At 67.1% G+C, this 13,434-nt stretch carries 11 protein-coding genes; 2 read left to right on the forward strand and 9 right to left on the reverse strand.

Annotated elements, in window-relative coordinates; translation table 11 throughout:
- Nucleotides 1-1,070: 1,070 nt before the first annotated feature.
- Complete coding sequence (locus D3230_RS08410; RefSeq protein WP_202344604.1) at nucleotides 1,071-3,563, reverse strand: HNH endonuclease signature motif containing protein; 2,493 nt, start codon at nucleotides 3,561-3,563, stop codon at nucleotides 1,071-1,073.
- A gap of 293 nt (nucleotides 3,564-3,856) precedes the next feature.
- Between D3230_RS08410 and D3230_RS08415 the strand changes: the two genes are divergently transcribed.
- Complete coding sequence (locus D3230_RS08415) at nucleotides 3,857-4,261, forward strand: VOC family protein (protein ID WP_202344605.1); 405 nt, start codon at nucleotides 3,857-3,859, stop codon at nucleotides 4,259-4,261.
- A gap of 184 nt (nucleotides 4,262-4,445) precedes the next feature.
- Here D3230_RS08415 and D3230_RS16395 read toward each other — a convergent pair whose 3' ends face one another.
- Both D3230_RS16395 and uvrB read right to left on the reverse strand, forming a co-directional pair.
- Nucleotides 4,446-5,375: a helix-turn-helix domain-containing protein gene (locus D3230_RS16395; RefSeq protein ID WP_202344606.1), complete on the reverse strand. Its 930-nt coding sequence runs from the start codon at nucleotides 5,373-5,375 to the stop codon at nucleotides 4,446-4,448.
- A 16-nt stretch (nucleotides 5,376-5,391) separates the two neighbouring features.
- On the reverse strand, nucleotides 5,392-7,482 hold the full coding sequence (gene uvrB, locus D3230_RS08425; protein ID WP_202344607.1) for an excinuclease ABC subunit UvrB: 2,091 nt from the start codon (nucleotides 7,480-7,482) through the stop codon (nucleotides 5,392-5,394).
- 74 nt (nucleotides 7,483-7,556) lie between these two features.
- On the opposite strand from uvrB, the gene D3230_RS08430 reads away from it, so the two are divergent.
- Entirely contained in the window at nucleotides 7,557-8,117 is a 561-nt protein-coding gene (locus D3230_RS08430; RefSeq protein WP_337249147.1) for an SDR family NAD(P)-dependent oxidoreductase, read from the forward strand.
- Nucleotides 8,118-8,396: 279 nt separating this feature from the next.
- Here D3230_RS08430 and D3230_RS08435 read toward each other — a convergent pair whose 3' ends face one another.
- The 6 genes from D3230_RS08435 to ndk form a co-directional block, all read right to left on the reverse strand.
- Nucleotides 8,397-8,534: a putative transporter small subunit gene (locus D3230_RS08435; protein WP_202344608.1), complete on the reverse strand. Its 138-nt coding sequence runs from the start codon at nucleotides 8,532-8,534 to the stop codon at nucleotides 8,397-8,399.
- Between the two features lie 21 nt (nucleotides 8,535-8,555).
- On the reverse strand, nucleotides 8,556-10,346 hold the full coding sequence (locus D3230_RS08440) for a sodium:solute symporter family protein (protein WP_202344609.1): 1,791 nt from the start codon (nucleotides 10,344-10,346) through the stop codon (nucleotides 8,556-8,558).
- Between the two features lie 468 nt (nucleotides 10,347-10,814).
- On the reverse strand, nucleotides 10,815-11,054 hold the full coding sequence (locus D3230_RS08445; RefSeq protein ID WP_202344610.1) for a helix-turn-helix domain-containing protein: 240 nt from the start codon (nucleotides 11,052-11,054) through the stop codon (nucleotides 10,815-10,817).
- Nucleotides 11,051-11,665 (reverse strand): hypothetical protein, encoded by a 615-nt coding sequence (locus D3230_RS08450; RefSeq protein ID WP_202344611.1) that lies wholly within the window; start codon nucleotides 11,663-11,665, stop codon nucleotides 11,051-11,053. Before D3230_RS08450 ends, D3230_RS08445 begins: the two co-directional genes overlap by 4 nt.
- 115 nt (nucleotides 11,666-11,780) lie before the next feature.
- On the reverse strand, nucleotides 11,781-12,986 hold the full coding sequence (locus tag D3230_RS08455; RefSeq protein WP_202344612.1) for a winged helix-turn-helix domain-containing protein: 1,206 nt from the start codon (nucleotides 12,984-12,986) through the stop codon (nucleotides 11,781-11,783).
- Nucleotides 12,987-13,010: 24 nt separating this feature from the next.
- Nucleotides 13,011-13,427 (reverse strand): nucleoside-diphosphate kinase, encoded by a 417-nt coding sequence (gene ndk, locus D3230_RS08460; protein WP_202344613.1) that lies wholly within the window; start codon nucleotides 13,425-13,427, stop codon nucleotides 13,011-13,013.
- Between the last annotated feature and the right edge of the window lie 7 nt (nucleotides 13,428-13,434).

The following is a 13,434-nucleotide window of genomic DNA, read 5'->3' on the forward strand; positions in this document are numbered from 1 at the left end:
GCGCCTGGGAGTCCGCGCCTTGAGCAGCCGCTCTCTTCCCGGGCCGCCGACCGACCGGCTTCACAGCGGGCCGGAGCGTTTCGGTGCGCAGCGTTCGCAGACGACTTCGAGCAGGCGTTGCGGGTTCGGGCTTCGGGCTTCGGGCTCGGGTTTGGGTTCCTGACTTCGGGCTGGGCTCCTGCGTTCCAGACTTCGGGCTGAGGATTGGGTTCCTGGCTCCGACCTCGGGGTGCGGGTTCGGACTTCGGGTCTCGGGGTTGCAGGTTCGGGCTTCGGGTTTCGGGGTCGCGGGGTCAAGCTGCGAGTTGGTGCATCAGCGTCGGATATTCGACAATCGGGGTCGCCCATACTGTTGGCACTCCAGGTGCCCGATCGATCGCGGATGCCGTATGACCCCGAGTGATTTCTGGCGAAGGCGCGGTGTTGACCACGCAGTAAGAAGCGCTGAGCTGTCTGCCGTCCATGGGGTCGGCCAGGATGTGACCCGGCGCAGGAACTTGAGGCTCAATGGCGGTGGGCAATGGAGGCCCTGAGGACACCCGCCTCGGTCTCCAGATTTGACGCATCGGGGCGCTGCGTCCTGACCGGGCTCCCGCACTGTCAGCGCGGCAGATAGGTGAAACCCGTCGAATTCGAGTCGCGGGCGGTGTCTCGTATTGCGTTCTCGGTGAACACCGGGGCGCGAAGGTGTTCGCTCGGGGCATCGATCACTCCTTCCAGCACCGTGTCGCCTTGTGGTGAGGCCAGGAACCGTGAGCGCCAGCTGGGGAGCTGCTGCCGGTAGCGACTGCCGGTAGCCGCTGCGGGTGTTGATGTTGGTGTTGGTGTTGGTGTTGGTACCGGTACGACGTCCCGCCGTGTCGCCGTGTCGCCGTATCGCCGTATCGCTGTGTCGCGGTTCGGTGTTGTACGGCCTGTGCGACCTGCGTGGCTTGCGCGTCCCGCACCCTGAACAGAATCCCCGCTATGCGGTTCGCCCGCCGTACGACTTGGCCGCCTTACGGCATCGCCGCCGAACTGCAGGACGGCATGTCGCCTGGTGCGGCTCGGATACTGGCGCGGCGAGCTGCCTAGAACGGGTGTTCACTCGAGCCCTCAACTTGGCCGGGTGATTCTCGTGTGTCGTCGTTGGGCGGTTCGATGACGGGTACGAACCTGACCCGGCTCGGTGCCCGGTCCTGGTATGTGCGTCCGGTCGGGTCTTTCCAGGACACCTCCCCCGCGTCGTGTTGGGTCAACGTCCACCCGGTGTGGTGTTTCATGACGTGATGGTTACGGCAGAGATGTGCGAGGTTATCGACCCGGGTAGGGCCGCCGTGTGCGGCATCGATAGTGTGATCAATATCGCAGCGGTGCGCTGGGACGCGGCACCCAGGGGTACGGCAATGCTGATCCCGAGCAGCAAGATACCGACGTTGTGCCTGTGTCGGGGTGTACGTGTTCGTGGACATGACTTGCCCATCGAGGGTGACACGGATCTCTTCCCACCGGATCGCTTCTCCCGCGATCCGTGCGGCGGTATCAAGATCGATGGGACCGTAGCCGACAAGCTCCGCAACCGGGGCCGCAGTCACGGTCCCCTGAATGGGGGTGGTGTCTGGGAGTGGGATGCCGGGGATCCCGAGGAGGGAGCCCGGGGTGATGGTTTGGATGCGGCCGTGGATGCCCGTGTAGTCATCATGGTGTTTCCCGGTGAGGAGGTCGGTGAGGATATCCGCACGGAGTTCGTCACGCGACCGCGCATCCGGGGTGGCGTCTGAGCGGTCAGCGGGGGTCGGGTCCTGGGTGCTGGCTTCGATGGTGGTGTCGAGCTCGGCGTTGGTGTTGGTGTTGGTGTTGGTGCCGGTGACGGTGTTGGTAGTCGTGTTGCCCGGAGTGTTCTCAGCACTCTCGGCGCTCTCGGTGGGAGTTCCGAGGCGGGTCTGGGCGTCATCGTGTGTAGCGTCGACATCCACGGCGGCAGCGTCCACAGCGTCGGAGTCCGCGCCTTCAGCGCCGGAGTTGGTGTCAACGTCGACGTCGACGTCAATGTCAGTGCTGGTGCTGTCCGAGGTGCTCGTATCATTCTCGGTGCCCTGGACGCCCTTGGTACCCGCAGTACTCCCGGCGTCCCCGCCACTCCAGGCGTCCCCGGTACTCCCGGTGGTACCCGGAGAAGAGTGCGGGGCGCCAGAAGACTTCTGGGGGCTCGTGCCGGGAACCGTGCTTGATAGGCCATCGGATTTCGAGGGGTCAGCAGCCCCTGCGGGGCAAGTCGTGTTTACCGTGTCGGGATCCACGGGCACACGCACCGCTTCACCCCCACCGGCTTTGCCCTGCGTGTCAGTGTCACTGGTTTCACCAGCTCCTGTCCCGGGTCCGGTGTGGTTCGTAGCGGGCTCCGCAGGATGTGCTGCAGGGTGTGCTGCAGAGCGTCCTACGGGGTGTTCTGTGGGGCGGTCGTGGACATGCTTCGCGAGACGCGTGAGCCGGTCGTAGATCTCGTACGCTTCTTCCGCGGGTAACACCGCGCGAAGTTCCGCCATCCCGTCATCAAGCTCCACCACCCGCACATGCCGACGCTTGAGCGCCTCCCGATGCCGCTCGGCAAGGGTTTTCTTGGCGTACATCGCGGCGAGCCTGCGCGCGATCGGGCGAAACCGGTTCGGGGTTTCCTTCTCCGCGTACCGGATCGCGTCCTGCTCGTACAGGGTGCGCCGCCTCGCCAGGTCTTCGAGCTGTTCCTCTACCGTGAGCGCATCAGGGGTATCGGGGTTTGGGGTGGTGAGGGTGTGAAAGATTGCCCCTTCATCGACCACGATGCGTGCATGTGGCAGCGCGATCGTCCCCGCACGTAACGCGTCAAGCGTCGCGGGAAGCGTGTGCCGGGTCTCGTAAGCAAGGTCCAGGTCACGGGCGGCGACGTGTTCGCTGGTGTGGCAGGCCATCGCGACCATCGCCCGGAGAGAACGGAACGCGAGCTCACTGTTCTTCCCCTGGAACGCGGGCGACACCCGCAACTGGGCCTGCGACTGCGGCGACGTGCATGGGGTGGGGGCTTTGGTCTCGTCGGGTGTCGAGCCTGCTGGGTGAGTATCGGGGAGGTTCGCGTCGCCGGGAGTGCCCTCCGCATTCGAATTGGCACCGGCTCCGGCGCTGGCCGCGGCTTCGGTATCGGCCGGGGCGTCAACGTCGAGACTGGCACCGGGATCAACACTGGCACCGGCATCAATGTCAGTACTGGCACTGGCACTGGCATCGGCATTTGCTTCTGCACCTGCGCCTGCACCTGCACCTGTGCCAATGCCAGCAGCACTTGAACCCGTGCCAACAGCACCAGAACCCGTGCCCTCGCCGGTATCCGACTCCGCGCCAGCGTCTGCACCTAGGGCGGCCTCGTGAAGATCCGCGAGAATACTCAACCGCTCCGCGTCACGACGCCGCTGCTCCTGCTCCCACGCCTCAAGTGACGTCAATAGTGCGTCGACGCGCACGATCCGGGGTGGCACCATCGACCCAAAACTCGCACCCGAACCAGCCCCTGGGAGGGGCTCGGGATGTTGCGTGTCTCCGGTGAACGTCATGCGCCCATTCCAGCACACACCACCGACAACGAACCCCGCGAAACCGTTGAAAACACGCGGAAGTTGACCCGCTCGGGGACGCGTGCGGGAGGAAGTCCTGATGGGTGTAGTACGTTTCCGAAGAGGACACGGAAAAGTAACGATTCGAAACTCTGTTCGAATTTAGTCGAATGACCAGCCGCTCGCGCATCATCATTCTTGGTGCCCCTCCCCCAGCCCCGAGTGATCATCCCGCCCACGACGCGTCCGAAACATACAAGCCCGGCACCGCCCGCCGGGCATACGCTGAAGCCATGACCACTCTTTCATTCAACTTCATCGGCATCGTCACCCGGGATTTGGCCACATCACTCGCGTTCTACCGCAGCTTGGGGCTCGATATCCCGGCGGATCAGGACCACGCCCCGCACGTAGAGATCACGCTCGGCGGCGGCGTAACGCTCGCTTGGGACCCCCTGAGCACCATCCAGAGTTTCAACCCCGACTTCGTACTTCCCGAGGGCGTGGGACGCGTGAGCTTTGCGTGCGAGGCGACGGATCCCTCGGCGGTGGACGAGGCGTACGCGGCCGTGACCGCCGCTCACCCCGAGGCCTCGCACACACCGCCGTGGGACGCACCCTGGGGCCAGCGCTACGCAACCGTGCAGGATCCCGACGGCAACACGGTCGACCTCTACGCCCCGCTCCCCAGCGCGTAGCCCGTTCGACGCCCGGGGCCGCTCGCCGTGCCCCGGGCGACTGCGCGACGCCCGGAGCGCATGTCCCTGAGCTCCCTGGCGCGCCCGGCGAGTTCGCCACGCAGGCTGCACGCCTGACTGCCGCCAACGACTGCGGCCGGGCCACCACGCCCCCGGACGCGCGGCACACCCCAGGACGACGAGCCTACAGTTCGGGCTCGCGTACGGACGGCGGCAAGCCAGACGCGGCGTCCCATGCGACCCCGGAGCCCACGGCGACCCCGGAGCCCACGGCGACCCCGGAGTCCACGGCACCCCCGGGCTCGTGCTCGCCGCCCCCAGCCCCACGCCCGACCCCGCGCGCCGCAGCCCAACGCCCCGGAGTTAGGCCGGCAACTCGCGCGAACTCGCGCGTGAGGTGCGCCTGGTCGGTCCATCCGCACGCCACGGCGACCTCGGCCAACGGATGCCCCACGAGGATGAGCTGCTGCGCCCGTTCGACGCGCAGGATCCGGCGCAGCGCGGCGACACCGTAGCCGAACTCGGCGTTCATGCGCCGCTGGAGCTGACGCTCAGAGTAGCCGAGGATGCGGGCCAGCTCGCGCGCGGATTCCCCGCGCACCGCCGACTGCCGTGCCCGCTCCGCCCATCGGCGTTCCATCACGCGATCGTGCAGATCGGCCCCCAGTGCGTGGTGAACCACCCGAGCCATCTCACGCCTTAGTAGCGGGAGCCCAAGCGAACCGGTGCGCGTCGCGCCATCCGGCCCGCCCAGAGCCCACGCATCAGCCCCGTGCGGCTCGGACAGCCGCCGGATCCGCCGCAGCGCCGTGGTCCCCCGCCGTATAACCGCAGGATCCAGCGCATGCTCGGCCTCGAGCTGCTGGTCGCGCACCCGGTCGGCGGGCAAACGCAGCGCCGCACCCGCCAGACCGGGCAGAAACCGAATTCCGAGGGTCGCTCCACCATCCGAACCCTGCGCGGCAAACGCGCGCGTGGACGGCCCCGCGACGAGGAGCAGGTCGTCGCGCAGGATCAGATCCGCGCTCCCGTCGGCGGGCAGGGTGCGCGTTGCCGCATCCCCTGCGGAACGCCACACCACCCCGACGCCCGGGATACCCCACTCCGAGTACACGGCGCGTGCCTCCGGGCTAGAGGTGCCCGGCGGCCTCCATGCTCCGCAGTTCCCGCTTGAGCTCGGACACCTCGTCGCGCAGGCGCGCGGCGAGCTCGAACTTGAGCTCCTCGGCGGCCGCGAGCATCTGCTCGTTCAACTCCGCGATCAGCTCCTCGAGCTTGGCCGAGCCCTCCGCCGCGATCGCGCCAGCCCGTGCCGCCGCCTTGCCCTTGGCGCGCTGGGTGGACGGGGCTTTGCGCTGTGCGTGCTGCCCGGTGCGGGAGAGCACGTCCTCGGTGTCCGCGGCCTCACGCGCGAGCATCGCGGTGATGTCACCGATCTTCTTGCGCAGTGGTGTCGGATCGATGCCGTGCTCGGTGTTGTAGGTGATCTGGATCTCGCGCCGTCGATTGGTCTCGTCGATCGCCTCGCGCATGGAGCGCGTGATCGTGTCGGCGTACATGTGCACCTGGCCGGACACGTTTCGCGCGGCGCGGCCGATGGTCTGAATCAGGGAGGTGCTCGAGCGGAGGAAGCCCTCCTTGTCGGCGTCGAGGATTGCGACGAGCGAGACTTCGGGCAGGTCGAGCCCCTCACGCAGCAGGTTAATGCCGACAAGCACGTCGTAGACCCCGGCGCGAAGCTCGGTGAGCAACTCGACTCGGCGGAGCGTGTCCACGTCGGAGTGCAGGTAACGCACCCGAACGCCGGCCTCCTCCATAAACGTGGTGAGCTGTTCGGCCATCTTCTTGGTGAGCGTCGTCACGAGAACGCGTTCGTCGCGGGCCGCGCGGACCCGGACTTCCTCAAGCAGGTCGTCGATCTGGCCCTCGCTGGGCTTGACCACGATCTCGGGATCGATGAGGCCCGTCGGGCGGATGATCTGCTGTACGACCCCGTCCGCCTCGGCCAACTCGTACTTGCCGGGCGTGGCCGAGAGGTACACCACCTGACCCACCCGGTCTTTGAACTCGCCGAAGGTCAGCGGCCGGTTATCGAGTGCGCTCGGCAGCCGGAACCCGTGATCTACCAGCGTGCGCTTGCGGGAGGCATCCCCCTCGTACATGGCACCGATCTGCGGCACGGTGACGTGCGACTCGTCGATGACCACGAGGAAATCGTCAGGGAAATAATCGAGCAGACAGTGGGGTGCCTCCCCCGGTTCCCGCCCGTCGATGTGCCGGGAGTAATTCTCGATGCCAGAGCAAAAGCCGATCTGTTCCATCATTTCCAGATCGAACGTGGTGCGCATGCGCAGTCGCTGCTCTTCGACGAGCTTGGTCTGCCGTTTCAGCTCGGCGAGCCGGCCATCGAGCTCTTCGGTAATGGTGCCCATGGCTCGGTTCATCACTTGGCGGCTCGCCACGTAGTGGGATCCGGGGAACACGGACACCGTCTCAACCTGCTTGATGACGTCGCCCGTCACCGGGTGCAGGTAATACAGCGCCTCGATCTCGTCACCAAAGAACTCGATCCGGATCGCGAGTTCCTCGTACATGGGGATGATTTCGACCGTATCGCCGCGCACCCGGAAGTTGCCGCGCACGAACTCGATGTCGTTGCGCTGATATTGCATGTCCACGAAGCGGCGCAGGAGGACGTCACGATTGAGGACATCGCCCACCACGAGCGGCACCATCGCCTCGTAGTATTCTTCGGGCTTGCCGAGGCCGTAGATGCAGGAGACGGTCGAGACGACGATCGTGTCGCGACGGCTCAGCAGCGCGTTCGTCGTGGAGTGCCGCAGCCGCTCCACCTCCGCGTTGATCGACGAGTCCTTCTCTATGAAGGTGTCGGTCTGCGGTACGTAGGCCTCGGGTTGGTAGTAGTCGTAGTAGGAGACGAAGTACTCGACCGCGTTGTTCGGGAACAGTTCGCGAAACTCACTTGCGAGTTGTGCGGCCAGGGTCTTGTTGTGGGCAAGCACCAGGGTGGGCCGCTGCACGGCCTCGATGAGCCAGGCGGTGGTCGCCGATTTGCCGGTGCCGGTCGCACCCAGCAGGACCACGTCGGTTTCCCCGGCGTTGATCCGATTCGCGAGCTGCTCGATCGCCTGCGGCTGATCGCCGCTCGGCTCGTACTCGCTGATCACCTCGAATGGGCGGACGCTGCGCGTGGGTTCCATGCTGATCAGCATAATCCGATTCCCCGACATTCGAAACTTTGTTCGCCTCCGGGAAACTCTCGGCGGTGTCGTTTATGCTTTCCTCGGGGCAGACACAGGAGCTCGACGTCATGACGCACACCTCACCGCAGACGATCGTTGTCACCGGCGCCAGCGACGGGATCGGCGCAGCCGCCGCCCGCCAACTCGCCGCCGGGAACGCGCGACTCATCATTGTGGGCCGCTCGCCCAAGAAAACGGCAGCCGTCGCCCGGGCCACGCAGGCCGAATCCCTGGTCGCCGACTTTACGCGCCTCGACGATGTCCGGTCGCTCGCCGCGGCGCTGCAGGCGCGGTGCGCCCGCATCGACGTGCTCGCACACAACGCCGGCGGAATGTTTGCGGGCCCGGTCCGGACCGCCGATGGATTCGAGCGAACCTTCCAGGTGAATCATCTCGCGCCGGTGCTGCTCACGCGCCTCCTCCTGCCGCTTCTGTTGGAGAGCAGCGCGCGGACCGTGAGCACGTCGAGCGTTGGCGCACGCCTATTCGGGGACATCGACTTTGCCGATTTGGACACGCAGCGCCACTTCACGCCCTCACACGCTTCTTGCGTACCCCAGAACAGGGTGGGGCTCGGCTCGCCCATGTTGTGACGGGGGTCCCGGGCAGGGACTGGACGTCCGGGACGTACTATGGCTCCCCCGGGCGGATCGGGCGGAGCCACCGAGTGGCGTCGGATCCCGCCGCAATCGCCACGCACTGGCAGCAGAGTGCGGCGATGCTGGGCGTGTCCTGGCCCGCATGACACCACCGCGATACCCGGCGGCCTGACCCCACCGCGCGTCCGGGCACGCCGCTCGGGCGCGTCGAGCCACGCCGCCGCAGCGCGACGACGCGGCGAGGCACACGTCCCCGCCGCGTCGTCAGTGTCGCTAGATAATCGAACGACCCTCGCGCCGCGCGGCGAGCCACTCTGTGAGGAAAGCGCGGACGATGACGGTCAGCGTTCCCGCCACCAAGACCGGCCAGATCAGGACGTACAGGGTGAGCAATACGGTGTTCACATTCATGGGGTGCTCCTTTCGGCTGGGTTATCGGGTGGCCGGCGCGGGATCCGCGGAGGGATCCAGGGCGTCCTCGTCGCGCGCGGACGCGGAGTCGATGCTGTCGCGCAGGGAGCCGGCCTTGATGCTGTCGGGCTCGCTGTCGATCCCCGCGGGCGCGGTGTCGATCCCCGTGGACTGCTCGGCCTCGACCGGATCGAAGTCGCCCGTGCGGACCTTGATCAGCGCGAAGTCGAAGCGCTCATTCTTCATCATGGTGAGCGCAACACAGACGATCGTGCTCACGGCGTAGGCCACCAGCGAGCCGGAGAGCACCGGATACAGGTGCAGGAACCCGATCGCGAACGGGGCCGCGGCAAGCGTGGAAACCGTGCCCACGATCAGCGCGACACGCTTGCCGAAGAAGCCAAACGCCATGAGCCCCAGCACGACGCCGATGCCGATCGTCGCGAGGACGTCGCTGGCAATGCCGAGACCGCCGCTCAGGTCGATCCACTCGAAGCGAACCGGGAGGAACGCCGCGAGCGCGACGATGACGGAGACGGTGAACGCCGCGTTCGTGACCCGGTTCCAGTAGAAGCTCGCGATCACGGGGAACACGAGCGCGCCCCAGAGCGCGCCGACGAACACGAGCAGATCGAGGATGTTCAGCTGCGACCCGGCAAAGAAGATTCCCGCGGTGATCGCGACGATCATCGTGATCCGGCCGATCAGCACCATCGTGCGCGGGTTCGCGCGCGACTTGCCCGCGATGTTCTGACCGTAGATATCGGCCATCACGATCGAGGCGAGCGCCGTGAGATCCGCGTCCGCGGTCGAGGAGAGCGAGCCGATGATCATGATGAAGAACAGGGCGAGCAGGGCGGGGGTCAGGTAGGTCGCAGCCATTTGCGGGATCAGGTTGTTGACGTCGCCGCCCACCGGCTCGATCCCCGCGTAGAGCGCGATCACGCCGAGCATCCCAACCCCGATGATGGTGGCGCCGTACCCGAACGTCGCCGTGACGAAGGTCTTCTTGATGAGGTCTTCCCGGACCGCAAAGAGGCGCTGCGCGATCGTCTGGTTGCCAATCGCATACGCCAGCACGGCGGCGATGTACGGCGCGCCCTGGTTGAAGAAGGCATCGGATGAGAAGAAGTCGCCCTGCTGCGGCGTCAGGTTGTGCGCCCCGGTCTCGAAGAGGCTCGGACCACCGGCCGCGAAGAACACGACCGGGATGATGATCACCACGGCGCCGAGCATGAACACGACCTGCACGAAGTCCGTGAGCACCGAGGCGCGGAAGCCGGCCCAAATCGTGTACAGCAGCACGCCAGCCCCAATGCCGATCACGCCCTGCGTGAAGGTGAATGGGGAGAGCATGTCGATCAGCGCGCCACCCGCGATCAGGTTCGACGTCAGGCTGATGACGCTGCCGAGCACGTTCGAGCCGGCAAGCATCAGCTGACTCGAACGGCCGTGGCGGGCGAACATGACCTCGGCGATCGTGTGCGCGCGCGGTGCCACCTGCCGGATCCGGCGGCCAAAGGGGTAAATGAGCAGGATCATCAGGGCACCCCAGAGCCCATAGTGGATCGGGCCGGACAGCCCGTACTGGAACCCGGAAGTGGCGGAGGCGTACATCGACGCCGCCCAGATCCACGTCGCGGTCATGGAGGCCGCGGAGATCCCGAAGCCGATCTTTCCGCCGCCGGTCATGTAGCCGTCGGCGTTCTCGCGTTTGCGGCTGATGCGGAGCGAGATGATGAGGCTCGCGCCGAAAAACAGAATGAAAAGAGCGAAGACAACGGGGCCCGAAAGCTGTTGCAGCTCAGTCATGGTGAAGTCCTTTCAAAGTACGGAGGTCGGCAACTTTGCCGGGGAACCGAAAGTGAAGGAAATCACGCTAAATGGGGATACAGCTCTTCGGGACGAACAGCTGGGAGTGGTCAATGAGGCGCCAGGGGCGGCGCAGGCGAGCGGATCGGCGCGCGGGTGAGATAGGTCTTCCTTCCGACGTGGTGAGCCGGACCGGGGCGGCGTGCGTGGGGCGTCCGCGGTCTGGCACGTGGGCCGGACTGTCCGACGGGAACCCGGCGCTGGGCCGCGCGACGGCGGCGTGGCAGGCTCTGGGGTCCCCCCTCTATACCTAGTCGAGTTCCTGGCCCGAGTCCAGTCGAGCGGCGCGGAGCGGGGCGTGAGGGACGCCCCGCGCGGGCGTGGATCCGTGCCCGCGCCTGGGGTCCCCGCCCGTTCGTAACGATTGGTCACGCGCTGCGCCGTAGGCGGTCGCAGTCGGGACCCGGTTCAGTCCGCCCGAATCGAAAACAGCTCTCCGGGGGTGCACTCAAGCTCGCGGCACAGTGCGGACAGGGTCGTAAAGCGAATGGCCCGCGCACGATTGTTCTTCAGGATGGAGAGGTTCACCACACTCATGTCCACGCGTCGGGCGAGCTCCGCGAGCGTCATTTCGCGACGCGTGAGGAGCTCGTCGAGTCGACACTCAACGAGGTGATCGCTGTCCTCGGGCAGATCCGTGGGGGTCATACCGTCCCATCCTGATCGCGGGCGATCCGCTGCCCTGCGCGGAGCATTGCTTCGCACCACCCCACGAATAGGAGGAGCAAGATCGCCACAGTCCACGGGATCTCACTCCCCGCTGGCCAGTGTGTGGCTTCCAGGCCGAGCGCGTCGAGGCCGATGCGGGAGCCCACGCTGAGTGGAACGCGGGCACCGAGAACGAGCGCAAAAGCAAGCGTGAGAGCGAGCTGGAGGCGTCGGAGCGCCCCGCGATCGAAGAGTCCATGGGTGATCGCACGTTGCGCGAGCCAGGTGACCAGGGCGACCGCGACGGCGACCGCGAACGCGGGCAGAATTTCGCCGAGCCGCAGCCAAACAACCGAGTTCTCCGGGAGTGCCGAGGTCGCGAGTTGCGTGGTGAGGGTTCCGCCGTGGCCAACGAGGCCTCCGTCTTCGCCGATGGGCTGAGGCACAGCGATACTCACGCGCATGGGGAATGTTACGGTCGGGCTCGTCCCGCGAATCACCGCGTTGACCACGGCCCAGATCGCAATCCCCACCGCCGTGACGATGCCAACCCACCGGACGCGACGCAACTCGGTGCGTTCTGCGGACACTGGGGGAATCATGGAGGACATGCTCCGATCGTATCGGTTATCGATACTATCGACAAGCGATATGCTTCAGGACTCGGAAGTCGGCCAGCTCGCGTGCAAGCCCCGGGCCCCGCCGCGGCGCGCTGCCCGGGAGCGACTAGTCTGCGGCCGGGAACCGCGCCGGGAGCGGGAGGTTCCCCACGCCGGAGGCGCGGACCTCGTCGAACCCCTGCCACGCGGCGGCCCGCGCGAGGAGCGCGACCGCAGCCTCGGCGGTGCGCGCCGGTGCCCCCACCTCCTCCTGCCACGCGGCCTGCACCAGCAGCGCGCGGCCGGCCCGATCAGCCTTGAGGTCGATGCGCCCCGCCATCACTCCGCCCACGAGCAGCGGCAGGCAATAGTAGCCGTACTGCCGCTGCGCCTGCGGGGTGTAGATCTCGATGCGGTAGTGGAAGTCGAACATGCGCTCCGCGCGCGGCCGGAACCACACCACCGGGTCGAACGGCGTGAGCAGCGCGTCGGGCGCAAGCCGGGACGGAACGCGCGCCTCGCGGTGCAACCATGCGGGCTGCGGGCTGCCACCCCGGTCGTCCCAGCCGCGGACGCGCACGGGCACGAGCTCACCGGCATCTTCGAGGTCGCGCACCGCCACGCGTGCCTCCGCCGTCTTCAGCCGGTGGTAGTCCGCGAGGTCCGGCAGGGTGGCGATGCCCAGCGATCGTGCCGCCTGTGCGACGAGGGTGCGCTGCGCCTCCGCACGATCCGGCGGTGGGAGGAGCGCGGCGGGTGGCAGCGCATGCTCCGCGAGCGCGTACCGGCGCTGGAAGCCCTCGCGTCCCGCCGAGACGACCTCGCCCGTGGCGAAGAGCAGCTCGACGGCGCGCTTGGTGTCGCTCCAGTCCCACCAGGGACCGCGTGTGGCCCGCGGGCCGTCTTCGAGTTCCCGCACGAGCCGGGGCTGCCCATCGGCAAGCTGTGCGCGCACGCGGTCGACGGCCGGCGCGAGCTCCGCCGTTCGGCCGGTCCGCTCAAAACGGTCGCGAAAGTCGGCCATCCGCCACGCGAACAGCGGCCGATCCGTGGCCGGGATGAAGGCGGCCTCGTGGGCCCAGTACTCGGTGTACTCGCCACTGCGCCACAGCAGCCGATCGAGCGCCGCGGGATCATAGCCACCGTGCCGGGAAAACACCGGGAGGTAATGACTGCGCGCGAACACGTTCACGGAGTCGATCTGCAGCACGTGCAGCCGCGACAGCGCCGGATCAAACGGCCGGCGCTGCCGCAGCCGCGGGGTCTGCGTGAAGCCCTGCGCCGCGAGCGCAACGCGGCGCGCCTCAGCGGGGCTGAGCGTGTCGCGGCTCATCGGCGGTGGGCAAATAGTGTCGGACTACGCGAACCAGAGGGCGAGCTCGCGCTCCGCCGACAGCGTCGAGTCCGAGCCGTGCACCAGGTTCTGCTGCACCGCGACGCCCCAGTCACGGCCCAGGTCGCCGCGGATCGTGCCGGGCGCGGCGGTGGTCGGGTCCGTGGCACCTGCGAGCGAGCGGAAGCCCTCGATGACACGATCCCCTTCGGCGCGCACGGCGACGATCGGGCCCGAGGACATGAACTCGAGCAGCGGCTCGAAGAACGGCTTGCCCTCGTGCTCGGCGTAGTGCTCCGCAAGCAGCTCGCGGCTCGCGGTGACCATGCGAAGATCGGTGATCCGGTATCCCTTCGCCTCGACGCGGCGAAGGATCTCCCCGCTCAGGCCACGGGCGACGCCATCGGGCTTGACCAGGATGAGGGTTTCTTCAGCGGACATGCAGCTC

Source organism: Leucobacter chromiireducens subsp. solipictus (assembly GCF_016758195.1).
GTDB lineage: Bacteria > Actinomycetota > Actinomycetes > Actinomycetales > Microbacteriaceae > Leucobacter > Leucobacter solipictus.